This window comes from Pandoraea cepalis, from assembly GCF_902459665.1.
Lineage (GTDB): Bacteria > Pseudomonadota > Gammaproteobacteria > Burkholderiales > Burkholderiaceae > Pandoraea > Pandoraea cepalis.
Map to the genome: position 1 here is coordinate 107,822 of NZ_CABPSL010000006.1, position 22,206 is coordinate 130,027.

Sequence of the window (22,206 nt, forward strand, 5' to 3'; positions counted from 1 at the left end):
CGTTACTGAAACGCGACTTCGTTGAAACTGCGCAGCTTGCGACTGTGCAGACGATCCAGACCGTTATTGCGCAGCAGTTCCATCGCCTTCACGCCGATCTTCAGATGCTGGTCGACGCGCTCGCGATAGAACCGGTCCGCCATGCCGGGCAGCTTCAGCTCCCCGTGCAGCGGCTTGTCGCTCACGCAGAGCAAGGTGCCATACGGCACCCGGAAACGGAAGCCGTTCGCCGCAATCGTCGCACTCTCCATGTCGAGCGCAATCGCCCGGCTTTGACTCATGCGCTGCACCGGCTCGCGGTGATCGCGCAATTCCCAGTTGCGATTGTCGACAGTGACGACCGTGCCCGTGCGCATCACGCGCTTGAGTTCAAAGTCGTCGAGTTGCGTGACGTCGGCCACGGCACGCTCAAGCGCGACCTGCACCTCGGCCAGCGGCGGCACCGGCACCCATAGCGGCAGATCGTCGTCGAGCACGTGATCCTCGCGCACGTACCCGTGCGCCAGGCAGTAGTCGCCCAAGCGCTGCGAGTTGCGCAGCCCTGCGCAGTGACCCAGCATGACCCAGGCATGCGGGCGCAGCACGGCGATGTGATCGGTGATGGTCTTCGCGTTGGAAGGCCCCACGCCGATATTGACCATCGTGATGCCCGTGTTGTCCGGGCGCACGAGGTGATATGCCGGCATCTGTGGCAGGCGCGGCGGCGGCGTGCCCCGCGCGTCGAGCGCGGCAATGTTCTGGTTCCAGTGCGTGACGTTGCCCGGTTCGACGAACGCCGTGTACTGACTGCGGTATTCGCGCAAGGCCGGATCGTCGGTCGCGCTCATCAGCTCGCGTCCCAGTTCGACGAACTCGTCGATATAGAACTGGTAGTTCGTGAAGAGCACGTAGTTCTGAAAATTTTCGGGCGAGGTCGCTGTGTAATGGCGCAGGCGATGCAGCGAATAATCCACGCGCGGCGCCGTGAACAGAGCGAGCGGCAAGATCTCGCCGGGCATGGGATCGCGCGTGCCGTTCACGATGCTGTCGTCCATCGTTGCCAGATCGGGCACGTCGAACGCGGTGCGCATGGCGCGCAGGTGTGTCTGATCGAGATCGCCTTCGAGGTACACGCCGTCCTGATAGGCGAAGTGCACAGGGATCGGCTCGTCGGAGACGCCCACTTCGAAGGCCACGCCGTGATTGTGCGCCAGACGGCGAAGCTGCTCGACGTAGTAGTTTTCGAACAGATCCGGTCGCGTGACCGTCGTCTGATAGCTGCCCGGCCCCGATACAAAGCCATAGGACAGGCGCTTGTCCAACTGGGTAATGTCTTCGGTGGTGATGCGAATGAACGGATAGTGCGCACTCACGCGCCGCGCCGCCTCCTTCTGCGTGGCGAAGCGGTCGAAAGCGGCGCGGAGGTACGCCGTGTTGGCATCGTAAATCGTCTTCAGGTAGGCGACGGCTTCCACCGGATCCGCGATCGATCGGGTGGCATGGACCGGTTCTTGTTCGGACATGCGCAAACCTCTTCTGTCTTAATCATGAGGGGGAGTATGCGCCCATTGTGACACGACCGGCAGGCGTCTCCGCGTCCCGTCCGCTGCCGTGGCCAAGCCAGTCGAGCGCGCCCTCGCCGGCCGTCTCCGCCCCTGGCCCGGCGCGCCGTATCGCCACGCCCACGGCGAGCACGTCGATCGCCGCGAGGTGCAGAATTCTCGCGATCATCGTCACGTGAGCGCCCATCGTCTCGACGTGATCGTTGGGCAGCACGAGCGTCGCCTTGCGCGCCAGCGGCGAGTTGCGCGCCGTTAGCGCAATCACTTTCGCACCGCGCGCCACGGCGATGTCGACCGCGCGGTTCAGATCCGCCGAGCGGCCCGACGCGGAAATGGCGACCACCACATCGCCGTCTCCCAACAGCGCTGCCGACGCCTGCAACAGATACGGGTCGCCGTACGCGATGGTCGGCATGCCGAAGCGGAAGAACTTGTAGTGCGCGTCCTGCGCGATCACGCCGGAGTTGCCCAGCCCGTAGAACTCGATGCGGCGGGCACCATCGAGCAAGGTGACGGCCGCCTCGAGCGTGCGCGCGTCGAGATGCTCGCGCATCTGCAGAATCGACGACACGGTGTTGTCGAGCACCTTGGCGCTGAATTCCGCCGCCGAGTCGCCCACGTGCACCTGTCCATGACGCACCGGCAGCGTGCCGGTCAGCGCACTCGCGAGTTTGAGTTTGAAGTCCGACAGTCCCTGACAGCCGAGCTTGCGGCAAAAGCGAATGACCGTGGGCTGGCTCACCCGCGCCAGACGCGCGATTTCCGACACCGGCTCCGCGAGCAGCGCACGCGGTTGCTTGAGCGCGAGTTCGGCCACGCGCTGCTCGGCCGGGCTCAACCGGTCACGCAACCGATGCAGACGGTCGATCAGCGCGCCCGCGCCCGCCGCATGCGTGCCGAGCTGTTCGGCAAGGATGGCGGACGTGCCCAGGAACGCCGGATGGTCGGCCGTAATGACGTAAGTCGGAATCGCCTTCAAATACGCCTCGAATCGCCCCTTCGCCTCGAAACGCTGACGAAACGGTGAGTCCTCGAACAACGTGCCGAGCTTCGGAATCACGCCGCCCCCCAAGTACACGCCGCCCACCGCGCCCAGCGACACCGCGACATTGCCCGCGAGCGTGCCCAGCATCGCGCAAAAGCAATCGACGGTCTCACGCGCGAGCGGATCGCCCGCCTGGGCGAGCTTTACGATGGCAGGCGTCTCCAGCGATGGCGCCGGGCGGCCGTCTCGCGCCGCCAAGGCTTGATAGACGAGCGCCATGCCGGGACCGGCCACCAGACGCTCGAACGACACATGCGGGAACTGCTTCCATGCGTAGCGCAGCACCTCGATTTCGCGCTCGTCCGCCGGCGCGAACGTCGTGTGCCCGCCTTCGCTGCCGAGCGCGATCCAGCGGTCTGCCGCCGGAATCAGGCCGGACACCCCAACGCCGGTGCCCGGACCGAGCAAGCCGATCACACCGCCCGGCTGCGGTTCGCCGCCGCCCACCTGACGCCGCTGTGCCTCGGACAGGTAAGGCAGCGCCATCGCCAGTGCGGTGAAATCGTTGACGACCAGCAGCGTCTCGAAGCGCAGCGCACGGCGTGTCGCTTCAATCGAGAAGTGCCAGTCGCGATTCGTCATGCGCACCTCGTCACCGGCAATCGGATTCGCAATCGCGATCGCGGCATGCCGCACCGGCTCAGCGTGATCGGCCTCGTCAAGATACGCACGGATGACTTCGGGAACGCCGGAGAAATCGTCGCAAGCATAGTCGCGGATCTCGACGAGATCGCCGGGTGCGACTTCCAGCGCGAACCGGGCGTTGGTACCGCCGATGTCGGCCAGCAGTCGGGGACCGCTTACGTGTGGAGGATTATTCCTCACTCCAGAAGACATCGATGTTCACTCCTTCACAGTGGATCAGCCGGGAGATGGCGTTGTCCTGCACCTCGGCCTGCGCCGCTTCGAAGACGGCGCGTTTGGCCGGGCCTTGAATTTGCAGCAAGAGGCGCTCGCAGGACGCGAGCGCGGCGAGCGACCATGACACGCGCAGGTGCGGCGCGTGCTGCGGCTGCACGAGCACGAATTTGTCGTGTGTGGCGATGGCGTCGTGCCATTGCGCCGCGTCGGCGAAGAGCGACGCCGTATGGCCGTCCTCGCCCATGCCGAGCACGGCCACTTGCGGCACGCCATGCCTCCACGTGTCGTTGAGCGTTCTCACCTGCAGCGCGGCGGACGTCGCGGTGTCCACCAGCGGCAACCAGTGCGCACCCGTCGCACCGGGCAGCAGTGTCTCGGCCACCAGCCGGGCATTGCTCTCGGCGTGCGTGGGCGGCAGCCAGCGATCGTCCACGAGCGTGATGTCAATGTCGCGCCACGCCACGGGAAGCCGGGCCAGTTGCAAGAGAAATGCCTTCGGACTCGTGCCGCCCGATACAGCCAGCAACGCGCGCGGACGAATCGTCAAGGCTTCGTCGAGCCGTGCAACGACGGCGTTGGCGAGCGCCAGCGCCTGTGTCTGCCGGGTGGGGAAGGTGCGCCAGTGGATCATGGGTGTTTGCCTCCGGTTGACATGACGTCGGACCGACGCGCCGGGCCTCGCCCGGCGATCCGCCTCAGTTGTCTTCTTCGACCCAGCTCGTACCGGACTGTGCCAGCAGCGCGCTTGCGGCGGGCGGCCCCCAGGTGCCGGCGGCGTAACGCTTTGGCCCTTTGTGCTGACGCGACCAGTACGCCTGGATCGGCGCGACCCAGCGCCAGGCCGCCTCTTGCTCGTCTCGACGGACAAAGAGCGCGAGACGCCCGTTGATGACATCGAGCAGCAGGCGCTCGTACGCATCCATCCGGTGTCCCTTGAAGAACTGGTCGAACGCCAGGTCGAGGTGAACGGTTTGCAGGGTCATGCCGTCGCCCGGCTGCTTCGCAAGACAGTAGAGGCGGATCGATTCGTTCGGTTGCAAACGGATGACGAGACGATTGGCGCCGGCCTGCGCCGTGGCTTCGCCGAGCAACGGATAGGGCGTTGCGCGGTAGTTGACAACGATCTCCGCCACGCGCTCGCCCAGCCGCTTGCCCGTGCGCAGGTAGAACGGCACGCCGGCCCAGCGCCAGTTGTCGATCTCGGCCTTGAGGGCCACGAACGTCTCCGTCTGGCTGGACGGCGGCACGCCCGGCTCGTCGACATAGGCCGGCACCGCCGACTTGCCGATCGCGCCACCGCCGTATTGGCCCCGCACCACGTTGCGCGCGACCGTGTCGTCGTCGAGCTGACGCAGCGAGCGCAACACACGCAGCTTCTCGTCGCGCACGGCGTCGGCGTCCATCGACAGCGGCGGCTCCATCGCGACGATGGCGAGCAGTTGCAGCAGATGGTTTTGCACCATGTCGCGCAGCGCGCCAGTCTGTTCGTAGAACTCGCCACGCCCTTCGACGCCGATTTCCTCGGCAATCGTGATCTGAATGCTGTCGATCAACTCGCGTCGCCACAACGGCTCGAAGATCGCGTTGCCGAAGCGCAGCGCCAGCAGGTTTTGTACCGCCTCTTTCCCGAGGTAGTGGTCGATGCGGTAAATCTGGTCTTCGCGAAAACTCGCGCCCACCGCATCGTTGATCGCCTCCGACGAAGCCAGATCGTGCCCGAGCGGCTTTTCCAGCACGATCCGGCTGTTCTCGTTGAGTTTGGCGCTGCGCAACCCTTCGCAGATGGGGATGAACAGCGACGGGCCGGTGGCCAGATAGAAGATGCGCACGCCCTGCCGTTGGGCGAGGCGCTCGGCCAGTACGCCGAATTCGGCTTCACGCCCGAGATCGAGCGGCATGTAGTCGATGGTGGCGAGAAACCGCGACCATGCGCCCTCGTCCCAGACATCGGACTTGATGTGCCCGCGCACGTGTTCCTCGCACCACTTGTGATACGCGGCGGCCTCCATCGGCTTGCGGGCAATCGCCAAAATGCGGCCGGTACTCGCACCGGCGCCAGCGTCGGCATCGGCGCCCAATTGCCCCGTGCGGAACGCCCGGAACAGCGCGGGCAGCACCTTGCGCAGTGACAAATCGCCGGTGGCGCCGAACAAGACAAAGGTATAGGGTGAAGGCGTGGTCATAGACAGCGTGGACTCCCGTGCGGCCGAACGCTTCTCCCAGGCTCCGCTCGGCGCGCCAACTGGCGAGCCAGCAAGCGGCGAATGGGCCGCCGGACACGGCAAATGTCCGAATGTCACCGAAGAAGCGCAACTTTGACACTGCATTGTAGTTTAACTACACTTTTAATCAACTAAGTTTCGTTCTTTGACTACATCACCCACGTCGAGCGACCCACAACGTTCCGGACACTCCATGACCCAGTCTTCGCAAAATGTACCGCTGCATCCGGTGGTTGAGCGCGTGACCCAGCGACTGATCGAGCGCAGCCGTTCAAGCCGCCAGGCCTATCTGGAGGGCGTGGCCCGCGCCACGCAGGGGCAGCCCGGTCGCGAGTCGATCGGCTGCGCCAATCTCGCGCACGCGCTGGCCGCCGCCCCCGCCGACGACCGCATCAAGATCCGCACCGAGCGCACGCCGAATATCGGCATCGTCACGGCCTACAACGACATGTTGTCGGCGCACGCCCCGTTCGTTGAGTTCCCCGACGTCATCAAGTCCGCAGCACGGGCGCATGGTGCCAGCGCACAGGTGGCCGGTGGCGTGCCCGCAATGTGCGATGGCGTCACGCAGGGTTATGCGGGCATGGAACTCTCGCTGTTCTCGCGCGATGTGATCGCGATGGCCTCGGTCGTGGCGCTCTCTCACCAGATGTTCGACGCCGCCATGTTCCTCGGCGTGTGTGACAAGATCGTGCCGGGACTGGTCATCGCCGCCCAGGCGTTCGGCCATCTGCCCGCCGTTTTCACCCCGGCGGGCCCGATGCCCTCCGGGCTGCCCAACGACGAGAAATCGCGCATCCGGCAGGAGTATGCGGCGGGCCGCGTCACGCGCGCGGCGCTGCTCGACTCCGAACTCGCCGCGTACCACACCGAAGGCACCTGCACGTTCTACGGTACCGCCAACAGCAATCAGATGCTCATGGAATTCATGGGGCTGCACTTGCCCGGCGCGTCGTTCGTCAATCCGCATACGCCGCTGCGTCATGCGCTCACGCAGGCGGCCACGGCGCGCGCCGTGGCGCTGGCGAAGACCGGTATCAACACGTCGCATATCCTCGATGAGCGAGCGTTCATCAACGGCGTCGTCGGCCTGCTGGCCACGGGCGGCTCGACCAACCACACGCTGCATCTGGTGGCGATGGCACATGCGGGCGGCATTCTGTTGGACTGGCAGGACTTCGCCGAACTGTCGGACGTTACACCGCTGCTCGCTCACGTCTATCCGAACGGCAAGGCGGATGTGAACCAGTTCCATGCGGCGGGTGGCCTGAACTTCCTGATTCGCGAGTTGCTCGACGCCGGATTCCTGCAAGATGACGTGACCACCGTCATGGGGCACGGTCTGCGCCCATACACGCAGGAAGCCGTGCTGCACGACGACGTGCTCTCCTGGCAGGACGCCCCCAACAACAGTCTCGACGAGGGCATCGTGCGCCCGGCATCGCGGCCGTTTGCGCGCGAAGGCGGGTTGCGCATGCTCGCGGGCAACCTGGGGCGCGCGGTCATCAAGTCATCCGCCGTCAAGCCGGAACATCAGACGGTTCGCGCTCCGGCACGCGTGTTCTCCGATCAGGAAAGTGCGCAAGCGGCGTTCAAGGCGGGAGAACTGACGCGCGATGTCGTCGTCGTGGTGCGTTTCCAGGGCCCGCAGGCCAACGGCATGCCGGAGTTGCACAAGCTCATGCCGATGCTCGGCCTCCTGCAGGACGAAGGCCATCATGTGGCGCTCGTGACTGACGGGCGAATGTCCGGTGCGTCGGGCAAAGTGCCCGCCGCCATTCACCTGTCGCCGGAAGCGGAGCAAGGCGGCCTGCTCGCGCGCGTGCAGGATGGCGACATCATCACGATCGATTGCGAGAAGAACCTGCTGCACTGCGAAGTCGACGACGCCACGCTCGCCGCGCGCGCCCCGGTCCCGGTACCGCAACGGCCGTTCGACCCGTGGCGTAACGTATTCCGCCTATTCCGGCGCAACGTCGGCGCCGCACCGCATGGCGCGTGCGTGCTGTTCGACGACTCGGAGTATCCGAAGCACTCGTGACTGTCCGGCGAACGATGTGCGATTACGTGTGACGTGGTGCATCAATCGGCGGTGTCCCGTCGTGAAATAGCGTACGCAGTTGCGAACGCAGCTCGGCGGAATCGGTATGTCCGTGAACCGTAATGGCGTGTTGCACGGCCGCTTCCATCAGTTCGTTTTCGGAATCTGCGGATAGCGCTACGGAGCAGTTCATTGCGCTCGGGAATTCCCGGCAATCGATGAATTTGCGGGTCATGATGGTCTCCTCACACGAGAGCGTGATGTGGGGTAAATGACCGCGCCTGATGCCACGCGACGCCTGCGGGGCGCGATTTCACCTTCTGCGGATGGCAAACAAAATCATTCTGAAAGTATAGGTCGCGGGTAGCGAAACTTCGCTAGCTCGACGGTGACGTTGAGCGTGCCGAATCACGAGGGCTCATCCCAACGTCGTTTGAAGGCCAGCGGCGATCCTCTCGCCGCTGGCGTGGTGCGTCAGGCCGAGGCGCGTGCGCTCACTGCCACCCGAACCGTCGCGCGAACATGCCTTTCATCATTTGCGTGAGCACAGCGTAGGCGAGCAGGATGGCCGCGAGCATCGGGAAGTACGCGAGCGGCAATGCCTGCATCTTGAACGTGTCCGCGAACGGCGACATCGGCAGCATCACGCCGATCAGCATCACCGCGGCGGTCATCATCAGCAACGGCCATGCCGCGCGACTCTGCACGAACGGAATGCGACGCGTGCGGATCAGGTGCACGATGAGCGTCTGCGACAGCAGCCCCTCGACGAACCAGGCGGACTGGAACAGCGTTTGATGCTCGGCGCTGTTCGCGCCGAACCAATGCCACATCGCCACGAACGTCAGCACGTCGAAAATCGAACTGATCGGGCCGAAGAACACCATGAAGCGCGACAGATCCGCCGGATTCCAGCGCTGCGGCTTCGTGAGCTGTTCGTCGTCGACGTTGTCGAACGGTATCGTCGTCTGCGACAGATCGTAGAGCAGGTTCTGCGTGAGCAGTTGCAACGGCAGCATCGGCAGGAACGGCAGGAACGCACTCGCGATCAGCACCGAGAAGACATTGCCGAAGTTCGAGCTGGCGGTCATCTTGATGTACTTGAGCATGTTCGCGAACGTGCGACGCCCCTCGATCACGCCCTGCTCCAGCACCATCAGACTCTTTTCCAGCAGGATCAGGTCGGCCGCTTCCTTGGCGATGTCCACCGCCGTGTCCACCGAAATGCCGATGTCGGCCGCGCGCAAGGCCGGTGCATCGTTGATGCCGTCGCCCATGAAGCCGACGACGTGGCCGTTCGCGCGCAACAGGCGCACCAGGCGCTCCTTGTGCGACGGCGTGAGCTTGGCGAATACGTTGGCGCGTGCGACCGTGTGCGCCAGTTCGGCGTCGCTCATCGCCTCGATGTCGTCGCCCAGCACGCAGCCATTCACCGCCAGCCCCACTTCGCGGCACACCTTCGCCGTCACGAGATCGTTGTCGCCCGTGAGCACCTTGACCTGGACACCCGCCGCTGCGAGCGCCTTGAGCGCCGGCGCCGTCGACTCCTTGGGCGGATCAAGAAACGCGATATACCCGACGAGCACGAGTTCGCTCTCGTCCGCAATGCCATAACTGTCGCGCACCGGTGGCAAGTGGCGCGTTGCCACGGCCACCACGCGCAGACCTTCGGCGTTCAGGTCGGCCGTGACGCGACGCAGGCGGGCCAGCACATCGGGCGTGAGCGGCTCGACGTTCGCACCATGCTGCACGCGATTGCACACGGCCATCACCTCCTCCACCGCCCCCTTGCAGATCAGTTCATGATGATCGCCGTTCTCGCTGACCACCACCGACATGCGACGGCGCTGGAAGTCGAACGGGATCTCATCGATCTTGCGATACCGGTTCACGATGTCGAGATGCTGGTGCAGCTCCCCATGATCGAGCACTGCCACGTCGAGCAGGTTCTTCAGGCCGGTCTGGTAGAAGCTGTTGAGATAGGCATACTCGAGCACATCTTCCGAGGCGTGGCCCCAGACATCGGTATGACGTTCGAGACAGATCTTGTCCTGCGTGAGCGTGCCGGTCTTGTCGGTGCACAGCACATCCATCGCGCCGAAGTTCTGGATCGCATCGAGCCGCTTGACGATCACCTTCTTGCGCGAGAGCACGACCGCGCCCTTGGCGAGCGTGGCCGTCACGATCATCGGCAGCATTTCGGGCGTAAGGCCCACCGCCACCGACAGCGCGAACAGCGACGCCTCGAGCCAGTCGTGCTTGGTGAAACCGTTGATGAGCAGCACGATGGGCGTCATGACCAGCATGAAGCGGATCAGCACCCACGACACACGATTCACGCCCTGTTGGAACGACGTCACCGTCGGTTGCTGCGCCGTGACGCGCTGCGCGAGCGAGCCGAAGAACGTGCGCGCCCCCGTCGCCACGACGACAGCCGTGGCCGACCCGCTCACGACGTTCGTCCCCATGAATGCGAGGTTGTCGTAGGCGAGCGGATTGCTGCCGCCGGACTCGCAAGCGTGCGCGAACTTCTCGACGGGCAGTGCCTCGCCGGTAAGCGCCGATTGCGAGACGAACAGATCCTTGGCCGCGAGAATGCGCACGTCCGCCGGAATCATGTCGCCCGCCGCGAGCAGCACGATGTCGCCCGGCACGAGTTCGGCCAACGCAATTTCACGGCCCATGCGGCCCAGACGGCGCACGTGGTCGGCCTCTACGCCCTCATGGCCGAACACTTCGCGGCGCAGCACCGTCGCCGTGGTGCTCACCATGGCCTTGAGCTTTTCCGCCGCCTTGGAGGAACGCGCCTCCTGCACGAATCGCAACACCGTGGAAATGATCACCATCGACGCGATGATGATCGTTCCCTCGGTGTCGTCGGTCGCGTACGACACAGCGGCCAGTGCCGAGAGCAGCAGGTTGAACGGATTGCGGTAGCAGTTGAACAGGTGCCGCCACCAGGGCAACGGTTTTTCGTGCTCGACTTCGTTGACGCCAACGTGTGCCCGCACGGTGGCGGCCTCGTCATCCGACAGACCGTCGCGCGTCGTGTGCAGACGGGCGAGCAGATCAGGGCCGGCGTCGCGGGCGGCGTCGAGCAAACCTGGCGGTGCCTCGTGGCCATGCGCTGGCGCATCGAGGGTTTCGAGCATGTCGCGGCGGCGGAAGAAGCGCAGGCCAAGGCGCGCGCCAAGCACCGCAATCAGTCGCTCGCTGAACGTGAGAGCTTGTTGCATCGGATACATCCTGAAAATACGGTTGATATCGCTGGGCATCGGCCAGTCGCCGATGCCTGGGGACCGTTATCGCGCAGGCTCAGCCCGCGCGTCCGGTCGAATCGTTGCGGTGCACGAGCGCCAGCAGCCACTGTCCGAGTCGCGCACTCGCGCCCGGGCGCGCCATGACAGCGGCGTCCTCGGCATGCGGGGCGACGTGATAGTGATGCAGGCACTCGGTGGGCAGCATCAGGGCTTGCGGATTGCCTCCGCGAAGGGTCATGGAGTAACGGAACACGATGATTCTCCCGGCCGCGCGGCAATCGGCCCGGCGCGCACGAGAGACTCGCATTTCATCACCGGCGCCCACGGCAAACGGCCTGAAAACGAACCCCTGCGCGCAACGGGACAGCCCGAACGGCAGACGTAAAGCAAATTAGGGAGCGTGCTACGAAAGACGGACGCTATCGGTATGGCCCAAGAAAACCCTTCGGCGCGGCGGCCAAGGGCATTGGACATTCGATGCGTACATCAGAGGTGCGCGCCAACCCGGCTATGCGAGTTAGCGGCAGGGAAGATCCCGGGGACTAACTCGCGGTGATGGTGTCGACCTGCGCCGACCGGCAACTACCACTAGAACTACTGTCCACGGAAGGACCTCCTGAGAGCTATGACGGCGCGATTTTACCCCCGAGTGCGTCGAAAGAAAAGTGACAATTCACCGTGTTACAAAATGATGACGAATGCAACTTTCCAGCGGGAAGCGGCTCAGTCAGAATCTGTCATGTTTTCGTCACAAACCGCCCACCGGCGGCCGTCGAGGCACCGGCACCGCACGCCACCCGGTGGCGTACCGGGCAACCGGTCTGGCCTATTTCTGCTTCCCGCTCCCCGAATTTCATGGATTCAATCAACCGCGCCCTGTTCCTGGCCGTCAATGCCTCGCCCAATGTCAGTGAAGGAGAACTGGCCATCGCCGTTCTCCTCGCCAAATACCTGATCCTGCTGCTCCCGGTGGGCCTGACCCTCCTGTGGCTCGCTGGCGGTCGCGACCGCGAGGGGGCCGTGCACGGTCTGCTGGGCGTAGCGCTCGCGCTACTGATCAACGGTGTGATCGGTCTGGCCTGGTTCGAACCGCGGCCGTTCGTCGTCGGTCTCGGCACGAACCTGCTCCCGCATGCGCCGACGAGTGCCTTCCCCAGCAATCACGCGTCGATCCTGTTCACGTCGGCGTTCGTCCTGATGGGCACGCTCGCGCGCTCGCCTCGCCTGCTCGGCCGGCTCCTGCTGCTATGCGCGGTGCCCGTGTGCTGGGCGCGCGTCTACCTTGGCGTGCACTGGCCGCTCGATATGGTCGGTGCGCTGGCGGTATCGATCGTAGTGGCGCTCATCATGCACACCGCGAGTGCGCGTGAGACGAGTCGTATCGTCGCGGCTATCCTCGAAGCCCTCTATCGCCGCCTGATGGCGTGGCCGATTGCGCGCGGCTGGCTGCGTCGCTGAGCCGGCGGACTTGGGAAACGACGGGAACTGCGGGTTTGCGGACCTGCGGGAAGCGGTGGAAGCTTCAGGCGGGGTTGACGAACAGGCAGGAACGGTAGGGAGACTCGGGAGAACCGAATCTCCCAGTACGGCGTCGGAGACGGGGGATCAGCGGTGGTATTCGCCGGCAGCTTCGGGCTGGTAATCGATGCCGAGCAATGTCAGCGCGATCTGGTGGCCGCCTGGCACTTGCCACTGAATCGACTGACCGACGCGCAAGCCGAGCAGCGCGCTGCCCACCGGCGCGAGCACTGAAATGCCGCTCGGCGTGCTCGCCAGATGTTGCGGATACACAAGCGTGACGCGATGTTCCTGCTGCGCGGCGAGATCACGGTAGCGCACCACCGAGTTCATCGTGGCGATGTCGGCCGGCATCTGCTCCGGTTCGACGACGCTCGCCCGGGCAAGCTCTGTTTCGAGTGCCTCCACATACGGCAATGCCGCGCGGGGCGCCTGCGCCATGAGCGCTTCGAGGCGTTCAAGGTCGAGCGTGGAGACAGTGATCGAGGGGCGTTGCGAATGGACGGTGAACATGTCGGCGGGCCTGTTTTTCCTTGACGTTGAGGGAGTGACCTTCAATCTAACAGAAGCCCCGCGCGGCGAGAAGTCCCGGACTTGACCGCCATCCGCTAGAATCGACGCATTAGGCACACAAAGTCGAAGTCATGTCCGAACACACTACCAATGCCGCGCTCTTCGCGCGCGCCCAGCAGACCATCCCCGGCGGCGTGAACTCGCCGGTGCGCGCCTTCCGTTCGGTCGGCGGCACGCCGCGCTTCATCGCCCGCGCCCAAGGCCCTTATATGTGGGACGCCGAAGGCACGCGCTTCATCGACTACATCGGCTCGTGGGGCCCGATGATCGTCGGCCACCTGCATCCGGACGTCGTCGCCGCCGTGCACGCCGCGATGTCGCAAGGCTTCAGCTTCGGGGCGCCCACCGAAGCCGAAGTGGTGATGGCCGAGACCCTCTGCGGCCTCGTGCCGTCCATCGAGCAGGTGCGCCTGGTGTCCTCCGGCACCGAGGCGACGATGAGCGCACTGCGCCTGGCGCGCGGCTTTACCGGCCGCAACAAGATCGTCAAGTTCGAGGGCTGCTATCACGGCCACGCCGACAGCTTGCTCGTGAAGGCCGGCTCTGGCCTGCTCACGTTCGCCGATTCAACGCGCAACGCGCCGTCGTCGGCCGGCGTGCCGCCCGAAGTCACGCGCGACACGCTCGTGCTCGAGTACAACAACGTCGAACAGCTTCGCGAACTGTTCGCCGGCCAAGGCGGCGAGATCGCGGCCGTGATCGTCGAGCCGGTGGCCGGCAACATGAACCTCGTGCGCGGCTCGCGTCACTTCCTGCAGACGCTGCGCGAGCTGTGCACCGCCCATGGCGCCGTGCTTATCTTCGACGAGGTGATGTGCGGGTTCCGCGTCGGGTTGGGCGGTGCGCAAGCGCTGTACGGCATTACGGCCGACCTCACTTGCCTGGGCAAGGTCATCGGCGGCGGCATGCCGGCCGCCGCGTTCGGCGGACGTCGCGACATCATGTCGCACCTGGCACCGCTGGGCGGCGTCTACCAGGCCGGCACGCTCTCCGGGAATCCGCTGGCCGTGGCCGCCGGCCTCGCCACGCTCAAACTGATTCAGGCGCCGGGCTTCTACGAGGATCTGGCCAAACGCACATCGAAGCTCGTCACGGGGCTGGTCGAGGCCGCCCAGAGCGCTGGCGTACCGTTCTCGGGCGACAGCGTCGGCGGCATGTTCGGCCTGTACTTCCGTGCCAACGTGCCGCAGAGCTTCGCGGAAGTTACAACGTCCGACGTGGCCCGTTTCAACAAGTTTTTTCATGCGATGCTCGATCGCGGCGTGTATCTCGCGCCGAGCGCCTTCGAAGCGGGCTTCGTCTCGGCAACGCACGACGACACGATCATCGACGCCACGCTCGACGCTGCCCGCGACGCGTTTCGCGCCATTGCGTGATCGTTGCAGGTCACGTGGCTGTCTTCGGCCGGATTTCGCACACCTAGCGAGTCGGCCAGTCTGACCATCACAGGGAGAAACATCATGCAAGTGTCGTTGCCGACAAAGCTTCGCCAATCGTTCGTGCGCTGGTTGGCGCTGGGGGTGCTCACCTCGTTGTTGTCCGCCTGCGGATACAACCAGATCCAGGTCAAGGACGAAGCGGTCAAGGCCGCCTGGAGTGAAGTCGTCAACCAGTACCAGCGACGTGCCGACCTGGTGCCGAATCTGGTGAACACGGTCAAGGGCTACGCCACGCACGAGCAAACGACGCTCACCGAGGTGATCAACGCGCGCGCGAAGGCCACGAGCATCACGGTCACGCCGGAGACGCTCAACGACCCCGAGGCGTTCAAGCGCTTCCAGCAAGCGCAGGGCGAACTGTCCGGCGCACTCTCACGCCTGATGGCCGTCTCGGAGAACTATCCGAACCTGAAGGCCGACGGTCTGTTCCGTGACCTGCAATCGCAGCTCGAAGGCACGGAAAACCGCATCACCGTGGCGCGCAATCGCTACATTCAGGCCGTGCAGGATTACAACGTGTATGTGCGCCAGTTCCCGAACAATCTGACGGCGAAGATGTTCGGCTACGGGCCGAAGCCGAACTTCACGGTCGAGAACGAGAAGGCCATTTCGACCGCGCCGGCCGTCAAATTCTGAGGATCGGATCATGGCTGCCGTCTCCGCGGACTACAAGGTGTCGCCAAAGGGCCGCGGGATGCCGACGCGCCGTCCGGTGACGGATGACGCGCGCGGCGGGCACTCGCGCAGGTGGCATTGGGGACCGACGCTTTGGGCGATGCTGGCGCTGGCGTTGGCGTGCCTGGGCTCGCTGGCGTTGCCGGCCAGCGCAGAGGATCTGGTGGCCGTGCCCGCGCTCACCGCGCGGGTAACCGACCTGACCCGCACACTCACGCCCGAGCAGCGCAACGCACTCGAGACACAGCTCGCACAATACGAGCAACAACGCGGCAGCCAGATTTTCGTTCTGATGGTGCCGAGCACGGCTCCCGAGACGATCGACCAGTACAGCATTCGCGTGGCCGATGCCTGGAAGGCCGGCCGCAAGGGCGTGGACGACGGCGTCATCGTGCTCATCGCCAAGAACAATCCGAACGACCTGCGCAAGATGCGCATTGAAGTCGGACGCGGGGTACAAGGCTCGCTGACCGATGCCATCTCCGGGCGAATCCTGCGCGACGTGATGGCCCCCCATTTCCGCAGCGGTGACTTCTTCGGCGGGTTGGCCGCCGGCGTCGCGGCGGTCGAAGCAGCGATGAACAACGAGGCGCTGCCCGCCCCGAATTTGCCGTCGACGCGCGCGCCGCACTCGGATCTGTCCGATTTCCTGCCGCTGCTCTTCATCGTCTTCATCATCGGGATGGTGGTCCTGATGGAAAGCCGCCGGCGGTTTCAAGGGCCCGGTCTGCCGGGCGTGGGTCCCACCGACCCGCGCTCGCGGGTGCTCACCGGCCAACGCGGGCGCATCGGTGCCGGCGGCTTCGGCGCCGGGCTGGGTGGCGGCCTGGGCGGTCTGGGCGGCTGGGGACGCAACGACGGCGGCGGATTCGATGGCGGCGGCGGAGGAGGTTTCGGCGGCGGCGGCGGTGGTGGATTCGACGGCGGCGGTTCGTCGGGGAACTGGTGATGGCGATGGCAAACGAAGCAATCGCAACGCAACACAAGACGCACGATGTCTCGCGCTGGCTGCGGCATTTGGGCACCTGGCGAGCGCACGCCCGGTGGCTCTTCCCGGACAAGGCGCTCGATGCGCTCGAAGCCGCCATCCGCGATTCCGAAAAGGAGCACCGCTGCGAGATTCGCCTAGTGATCGAAGCGGCCATGCCGCTTGCTGCGGTATGGCACGGGCATACCTGCCGTCAACGCGCCGTTCACTTGTTTCGCCAGCTCGGCGTGGCGCATACGGGCGAGCGCACGGGCATTCTCTTGTACATCAACATCGCCGATCACGATATCGAGCTGATCGCCGACAAGGGCGTCGACGCGCTGGTATCCCCCCGCACGTGGGACACCGTCGTTGCGCAGATGAGCGCCGGCTTTCGTGACGAACGTTATGTCCAGAGCGTGCTCGACGCGCTGAACACCCTGCGCGGCATTGCGCGCGAATTCCTGCCGGCCCATGCCGGCGCGGCGCCGGACAATGCGTTGACCGACCGGCCGCTGATGCTCTGACGCCTCATGTTCTCCGAACAGGATTTCTCTTATATGCGTCGCGCGCTGGCGCTCGCCGAGCGCGCGATGTTCACCACCACGCCGAATCCTCGCGTTGGCTGCGTGATCGTGCAGGACGGACGGATCATCGGCGAAGGCTTCACGCAGCCGGCCGGCCAGGATCACGCCGAAGTGCAGGCCATGAAAGACGCGCGCACGCGGGGCGAGTCGGTGCGTGGCGCCACGGCCTATGTCACGCTCGAACCGTGCAGCCATTACGGCCGCACCCCACCGTGCGCGAAGGGGCTCATCGACGCGGGCGTGAAACGCGTAATTGCCGCGATGGAAGATCCGAACCCGCTCGTGGCCGGGCGCGGCCTGAGCCTGCTGCGCGACGCGGGCATCGAAGTGCGCTGCGGACTGCTGGAGCATGAGGCGCGCGAAATGAACATCGGGTTCGTCGCCCGCATGACGCGCGGCACGCCGTGGGTCCGCATGAAGGTGGCGGCCAGCCTCGACGGCAAGACGGCCCTGCACAACGGCGTGAGCCAATGGCTGACCGGCCCGGCCGCGCGCGCCGACGGCCACGCGTGGCGGGCGCGCGCGTGCGCCATTCTCACCGGCATCGGCACGGTGCGCGAGGACGATCCGTCGCTCACCGTGCGAGAGGTGGAAACGACACGCCAGCCACTGCGCGTCGTCGTCGATTCGCGTCTCGAGATTTCCCCGACCGCCAAGGTGCTCGCGAACGGCAACGCGCTCGTAATCTGCGCCAACGGCGATCACGAGCGCGCGTCTCGTCTGCGCGACCTGGGCGTGGAGGTGCTCGACCTGCCCAATACGACCGGCAAGGTCGACCTCTCGGCGCTGCTGCGCACGCTCGGCGAGCGCCAGCTCAACGAACTCCACGTGGAGGCGGGCTACAAGCTCAACGGTTCACTGCTGCGCGAGCGCTGCGTGGACGAACTGCTCACCTACCTCGCGCCGTGCATCGTCGGCGACGCGCAAGGCATGTTCCACCTGCCCGCGCTCACGTCGCTCGACGACAGGCTCGCGCTCAGTTTCACGGACGTGCGCATGATCGAGGGCGATCTGCGGGTGATGGCCCGCGTCAAGCGCGACTGAATCCCCGTCGCCGGGTGCGCCGCGTGCGCTTAAATGTGGAAGCCCACGCGACCGAGCGCCTCCATTTCCACCGACACATACTGGCCCGGCTGGATATATTCGGCGGGTGTCGCACCGCCAGCCATCACGATCCAGCCGGCTTGGAGCGGCTCGCCCGCGGCGGCTGACAGACGCGCCGCTGCGACCAGCGAACGCAGCGGATGGCCGAGCAGCGCCGCCGTCGATCCCACCTGCACGGTGCGGCCGTTGATCGTCATGGCCAATCCCAGATTCGAGAAATCGACATGCGGATCGTGCCAGGCCCCAATCACGAAGCCGCTCGACGACGCGTTGTCGGCAATCACTTCCGGCAACGTGAACTTGAAGTCCTTGTAGCGCGAATCGATGATCTCGATGGCCGGCGCAATCGCTTCGACCGCCGCGAGCGCCTGCGGGCCCGTGACATGGCCTTCCAGCGGTTGCTTCAGGATGAAGGCGATTTCCGGCTCGACGCGTGGATGCACGTACCGCTTGAAGTCGATGGCCGTCCCCTCCTCGATCTGCATGCCGGACGTGAGGCGCCCCCATATCACATCGGAAAGCCCCATCTGCATCATCTTCGCGCGGCTGGTAAAGCCCATCTTCACGCCGACACGCGTCTCGCCGCGTTCGGCGCGCCGGGCGAGCGATGCGGCCTGAATGGCGTACGCGTCGTCGAGCGACAGACGATTGTCGGTATCGAACTGTTCGACCTCGTGCGCGAAATGGGCCGCGTCGTCGAGCAGCGTTGCGTAGTCTTGAATGTGGCTCATCGTGCCGCCTCGCTGGCAGATTCGAACACGGCGCGGACCGAGCCCAGGCCGTTGATACGGGTCTCGAAGATATCGCCGGGGGTCACGGCGACCATCGGGCCAAGCGCGCCCGAAAGCACCAGGTCGCCCGCCTTGAGCGGCGTGCCCACCGCCGCCATCGTGCGGGCTAACCACACCACGGCGTTGATCGGGCTGCCCAGGCAGGCCGCGCCCGCGCCGACGGACACCGGCTCGCCGCGACGCTCCATGACCATGCCGCACAGGCGGACGTCGAATTCGGCGAGCGTCTTCGGCGTATTGCCGATCACGTAGGCCGACGACGATGCGTTATCGGCAATCGTGTCGGTGATGCGGATGTTCCAGTCGGCCACGCGGCTGCCGACGATCTCCAGCGCGGGCAACGCGTACTCGATGGCGTTGATGACGTCGAGTTGGCCCGGGTTGTCGACACTCAAATCCCGGCCGATGACGAAGGCGATCTCGGCTTCGATCTTCGGCTGCGTGAGGATCGAGGCGGGAATCGGCTCGCCGTCGCCATAGCCCATGTCGTCGAACAGCAAGCCGAAATCGGGCTGATCGACGCCAAGCTGCTTCTGCACGGCGACCGACGTCAAGCCGATCTTGCAGCCGACGACGCGGCGCCCGGCCGCCAGATGCCGCTCGGTGTTGATACGCTGAATGGCGTAGGCGTCGTCGATGGTGAGCGGCGCGTACGTGTCGCGCAGCGGGGCGATGAAGCGGTGCGAGCGCCCGGCGTCGTGAAGTGCGTCGGCCGCCTGCTGCAGGCGCGCCTGTGTGGCGGCGTCGCGAGGCGAGGTCGCGCTCATCGGGCGTCCGCCCTGGCCGGCGCCGCCGGCTCATCCTTGGTGTGCTCGCCCACCGCCCAGTGCGCAGCCGGTACTTGCGTCGCATACACGCGGATCGATTCGAGCGGTGCGCCGAGTGTCTCGTGGACGGTGCGTGCCACGGCCTTGACGCAGGCCTTCACGGTGGCGTCGTCGCGACCTTCCACCAAATGGATTTGTACGATTGGCATGAGGCTGTCCCCTGAAAATGCCGAAAAGAAAGCTTTCGGAGGAAGCCATCATGCGCGCGCCGAGAGATACCGTCCAATACCTATTTTCCAGATTCCGATACTATTTCGGTATCAAGTTATCCCGCCGGAACGGAGCCGTCCATGGACATCAAGCAAATGCGCTACTTTCTTGCCCTCGCGCAGGAAGGCCATTTCGGACGGGCGGCACAGCGGCTGAACATGGCGCAGCCACCGCTCACCCGCCACATTCACGCGCTCGAAGCCCAGCTGGGCACGCCGCTATTCGTGCGTACCCCCAAGGGCGCCACGCTGACCGCCGCGGGGCAGACGCTGCTTGCCGAAGTGCCGAACATCCTGGCGCTCGCACGCCGCGCCGAGGAGCAGACGCGCCTCGCCGGCGAAGGCTATATCGGACGGCTCGACGTCGGCATCTTCAGCTCGGGCATTCTCAACGCGATTCCGCGCTTGCTGGCGAGCTTTCATACCGAGCGCCCCGAAGTGAAGATCGGTCTGCACAACCTGTCGAAGACCGACCAGATCGCGGCGCTGCGCGAGCGGCGCATCGCCATTGGCTTCAATCGGCTGATTCCGGACGAGCCGGATCTCGTCGTCGACTGGATTCATCGCGAGCCGTTTCTCGTCGCGCTCTACGAAGGTCATCCGCTATGCGAGCGCGCGTTGCTGACCCTGGCGGATCTCGATAACGAGCGAATGATCCTGTATCCGAACGCCCCGGTGCCGGGACTCGCCGAGGAAGTCGCTGCCGCGTTTCGGGCCGAGGGGGTGACGTTGCGCGTGGAGCAGGAGGTGGAGGATGTCGTGACGTCGATCGCGCTCGTCGCGAGCCGCTTCGGCGTTTGCGTGACGACGGAGTCGGCGGCGAACCTGCGGCTACCCGGCGTGGTGTACCGACCGCTGAAATCACGACATCTGCGCGCCATCGAACTGAACTGCATGTACCGACGCGACGACGATTCCCCGATTCTCAACGCCTTTCTCGCGCTCATCCGGCGCTCGCGCAATCGGCGTCACACCTTGGCGATGTAGCGCGTCGATCGATCCGGCGCTCCCGAGATCGGATGCAAACCGCCTGAATTGGATATCAATGACGGGCGGATTGTATCCAAAATGTCCTATTCGACAATCCATCCCATCCTCTCTCTTGGCGCCGACTCGCCCCTCGATTTGTCGATTCATCGCCAATTTTCTTAAATTTCAATCTGCGTAGTACTACGCATCATCGCTGTGACGACTCTTATTTCTTTATCTTCGCCATCTTGAAACGCTTTATTCATGCGGGTTTTTCGACATCGCTGGATAGCTATTCCAATTTAACGGCCGATTACGCTACTATGGCGCATCGTTTCTGTCGCCTGCGGCAGGAGTGAGCCAATACCGACCGGGTTCCGCCGTCGATCAAGCGCACCGCACGACCGGGTGCTCAAAAAATACAAATCAAGGAGATGTCCACGATGCAGTTCCGTCACAAATCCCTGTTCGTCGCCGCTGCGCTTGCCGTCCTCGGCACGGGCGCCAACGCCGAGACCGTCAAGATCGCCATCGCCGGCCCGTTCAGCGGCTCGGTCGCCCAATATGGCGACATGGTGAAGGCGGGTGCGCTGACCGCCATCGACGAAATCAATGCGGCAGGCGGGGCGAACGGCAACAAGCTGGAAGCCGTGATGATGGACGACGCGTGCGAGCCGAAGCAGGCCGTCGCCGTTGCCAACAAGATCGTCAGCCAGAAGATCAAGTACGTGATCGGTCACGTGTGCTCGGGCTCGACGATCCCGGCATCGGACATCTATGAGAACGAAGGCGTGGTGATGATTACGCCGTCGGCGACTGCACCGCAACTGACCGAAGGCAAGAAGCGTCACTTCATCTTCCGCACCATCGGCCGCGACGACCAGCAAGGTCCGGCGGCCGCGCAGTACATCATCAACAAGGTCAAGCCGAAGAAGGTGGCCGTGCTGCACGACAAGCAGTCGTACGGCCAGGGTATCGCCACGTCGGTGAAGAAGGACCTCGACGCCGCCAAGATCCCGGTTGTGCTGTTCGAAGGCATCAACGCCGGCGACTCCGACTACTCGGCTGTCATCACCAAGCTCAAGGCACAGGGCGTGGACTTCGTGTACTTCGGCGGCTATCACCCGGAAATGGGGCTGCTGCTGCGCCAGGCACGCGAACAAGGTGTGAAGGCCACGTTCATGGGTCCGGAAGGCGTGGGCAACAAGGACGTGACGGCGATTGCCGGCCCGGCCTCCGAAGGCATGCTCGTGACGCTGCCCGCCGACTTCGCGGCCGACCCGGCCAACGCCAAGCTGGTGAAGGCCTTCGCGAGCGCCAAGCGCGATCCGAACGGTCCGTTCCAGATGCCGGCCTACACGGCGGTGCAACTGATCGCCAAGAGCATTGCCGGCGCGAAGAGCACCGACTCGGAGAAGGTGGCCAAGTACCTGCACGCGAACACGTTCGACACGCCGATCGGCAAGGTGGCGTATGACGCGGCAGGCGATCTGAAGTCGTTCAAGTTCGTGGTCTACACCTGGCACAAAGACGCCACCAAGACCGCCGCCAACTGATTTCCTGACGCTTTACCGGCC

Annotated in this window: 20 protein-coding genes; 9 read left to right on the forward strand and 11 right to left on the reverse strand. The window is 64.9% G+C overall.

Going from position 1 to position 22,206, the window contains the following annotated elements; translation table 11 throughout:
• Positions 1–2 precede the first annotated feature (2 nt).
• The 4 genes from PCE31106_RS10175 to zwf all read right to left on the reverse strand — a co-directional run bounded on the left by PCE31106_RS10175 (position 3) and on the right by zwf (position 5,630).
• Complete coding sequence (locus PCE31106_RS10175) at positions 3–1,502, reverse strand: AMP nucleosidase (RefSeq protein ID WP_017235313.1); 1,500 nt, start codon at positions 1,500–1,502, stop codon at positions 3–5.
• Between the two features lie 22 nt (positions 1,503–1,524).
• Complete coding sequence (locus PCE31106_RS10180; RefSeq protein ID WP_174975086.1) at positions 1,525–3,423, reverse strand: bifunctional transcriptional regulator/glucokinase; 1,899 nt, start codon at positions 3,421–3,423, stop codon at positions 1,525–1,527.
• Positions 3,401–4,078: a 6-phosphogluconolactonase gene (pgl, locus tag PCE31106_RS10185; protein ID WP_017235311.1), complete on the reverse strand. Its 678-nt coding sequence runs from the start codon at positions 4,076–4,078 to the stop codon at positions 3,401–3,403. Before pgl ends, PCE31106_RS10180 begins: the two co-directional genes overlap by 23 nt.
• A 64-nt stretch (positions 4,079–4,142) precedes the next feature.
• Positions 4,143–5,630 (reverse strand): glucose-6-phosphate dehydrogenase, encoded by a 1,488-nt coding sequence (gene zwf / locus PCE31106_RS10190; RefSeq protein WP_150563181.1) that lies wholly within the window; start codon positions 5,628–5,630, stop codon positions 4,143–4,145.
• Positions 5,631–5,862: 232 nt separating this feature from the next.
• Here zwf and edd point away from each other — a divergent pair, with 232 nt between their 5' ends.
• The gene (gene edd / locus PCE31106_RS10195; RefSeq protein ID WP_150563182.1) at positions 5,863–7,710 is read left to right on the forward strand and encodes a phosphogluconate dehydratase; all 1,848 of its coding nucleotides are present in this window, start codon (positions 5,863–5,865) and stop codon (positions 7,708–7,710) included.
• 22 nt (positions 7,711–7,732) lie between these two features.
• Here the strand turns inward: edd and PCE31106_RS10200 are convergent, their stop codons facing one another.
• The 3 genes from PCE31106_RS10200 to PCE31106_RS10210 all read right to left on the reverse strand — a co-directional run bounded on the left by PCE31106_RS10200 (position 7,733) and on the right by PCE31106_RS10210 (position 11,223).
• Positions 7,733–7,945, reverse strand: coding sequence for a DUF1059 domain-containing protein (locus PCE31106_RS10200; RefSeq protein WP_150563183.1), 213 nt, complete (start codon positions 7,943–7,945; stop codon positions 7,733–7,735).
• A gap of 259 nt (positions 7,946–8,204) precedes the next feature.
• Positions 8,205–10,946, reverse strand: a complete 2,742-nt coding sequence (gene mgtA, locus PCE31106_RS10205; protein WP_150563184.1) for a magnesium-translocating P-type ATPase — start codon at positions 10,944–10,946, stop codon at positions 8,205–8,207.
• A 79-nt stretch (positions 10,947–11,025) separates the two neighbouring features.
• Complete coding sequence (locus PCE31106_RS10210) at positions 11,026–11,223, reverse strand: hypothetical protein (protein WP_150563185.1); 198 nt, start codon at positions 11,221–11,223, stop codon at positions 11,026–11,028.
• Positions 11,224–11,825: 602 nt separating this feature from the next.
• Between PCE31106_RS10210 and PCE31106_RS10215 the strand changes: the two genes are divergently transcribed.
• On the forward strand, positions 11,826–12,428 hold the full coding sequence (locus PCE31106_RS10215; RefSeq protein WP_150563186.1) for a phosphatase PAP2 family protein: 603 nt from the start codon (positions 11,826–11,828) through the stop codon (positions 12,426–12,428).
• Between the two features lie 147 nt (positions 12,429–12,575).
• On the opposite strand, the gene rnk is transcribed toward PCE31106_RS10215, so the two are convergent.
• Positions 12,576–13,001, reverse strand: a complete 426-nt coding sequence (rnk, locus tag PCE31106_RS10220; RefSeq protein WP_017235301.1) for a nucleoside diphosphate kinase regulator — start codon at positions 12,999–13,001, stop codon at positions 12,576–12,578.
• A gap of 131 nt (positions 13,002–13,132) precedes the next feature.
• Between rnk and hemL the strand changes: the two genes are divergently transcribed.
• From hemL to ribD, 5 genes are all read left to right on the forward strand, one after another.
• On the forward strand, positions 13,133–14,437 hold the full coding sequence (gene hemL, locus PCE31106_RS10225) for a glutamate-1-semialdehyde 2,1-aminomutase (protein ID WP_150563187.1): 1,305 nt from the start codon (positions 13,133–13,135) through the stop codon (positions 14,435–14,437).
• 84 nt (positions 14,438–14,521) lie between these two features.
• A complete protein-coding gene (locus PCE31106_RS10230; RefSeq protein ID WP_017235299.1) occupies positions 14,522–15,136 on the forward strand; it encodes a LemA family protein in 615 nt (204 codons plus the stop codon).
• Between the two features lie 139 nt (positions 15,137–15,275).
• A complete protein-coding gene (locus PCE31106_RS10235; RefSeq protein WP_150563267.1) occupies positions 15,276–16,124 on the forward strand; it encodes a TPM domain-containing protein in 849 nt (282 codons plus the stop codon).
• A 5-nt stretch (positions 16,125–16,129) separates the two neighbouring features.
• Positions 16,130–16,669, forward strand: a complete 540-nt coding sequence (locus PCE31106_RS10240; RefSeq protein ID WP_174975088.1) for a TPM domain-containing protein — start codon at positions 16,130–16,132, stop codon at positions 16,667–16,669.
• A 6-nt stretch (positions 16,670–16,675) separates the two neighbouring features.
• Positions 16,676–17,773, forward strand: a complete 1,098-nt coding sequence (gene ribD, locus PCE31106_RS10245) for a bifunctional diaminohydroxyphosphoribosylaminopyrimidine deaminase/5-amino-6-(5-phosphoribosylamino)uracil reductase RibD (protein ID WP_150563189.1) — start codon at positions 16,676–16,678, stop codon at positions 17,771–17,773.
• 29 nt (positions 17,774–17,802) lie between these two features.
• On the opposite strand, the gene PCE31106_RS10250 is transcribed toward ribD, so the two are convergent.
• From PCE31106_RS10250 to PCE31106_RS10260, 3 genes are read right to left on the reverse strand one after another with little or no spacing between them, the layout of a single operon-like run.
• On the reverse strand, positions 17,803–18,564 hold the full coding sequence (locus PCE31106_RS10250; protein ID WP_150563190.1) for a 2-keto-4-pentenoate hydratase: 762 nt from the start codon (positions 18,562–18,564) through the stop codon (positions 17,803–17,805).
• Entirely contained in the window at positions 18,561–19,391 is an 831-nt protein-coding gene (gene mhpD / locus PCE31106_RS10255) for a 2-keto-4-pentenoate hydratase (protein ID WP_150563191.1), read from the reverse strand. Before mhpD ends, PCE31106_RS10250 begins: the two co-directional genes overlap by 4 nt.
• The gene (locus tag PCE31106_RS10260) at positions 19,388–19,600 is read right to left on the reverse strand and encodes a tautomerase family protein (RefSeq protein WP_017235294.1); all 213 of its coding nucleotides are present in this window, start codon (positions 19,598–19,600) and stop codon (positions 19,388–19,390) included. Before PCE31106_RS10260 ends, mhpD begins: the two co-directional genes overlap by 4 nt.
• A gap of 141 nt (positions 19,601–19,741) precedes the next feature.
• On the opposite strand from PCE31106_RS10260, the gene PCE31106_RS10265 reads away from it, so the two are divergent.
• Together PCE31106_RS10265 and PCE31106_RS10270 are read left to right on the forward strand one after the other, a co-directional pair.
• On the forward strand, positions 19,742–20,647 hold the full coding sequence (locus PCE31106_RS10265) for a LysR family transcriptional regulator (RefSeq protein WP_150563192.1): 906 nt from the start codon (positions 19,742–19,744) through the stop codon (positions 20,645–20,647).
• A 425-nt stretch (positions 20,648–21,072) separates the two neighbouring features.
• Entirely contained in the window at positions 21,073–22,185 is a 1,113-nt protein-coding gene (locus PCE31106_RS10270; RefSeq protein ID WP_017235292.1) for a branched-chain amino acid ABC transporter substrate-binding protein, read from the forward strand.
• The last annotated feature ends 21 nt before the right edge of the window (positions 22,186–22,206 follow it).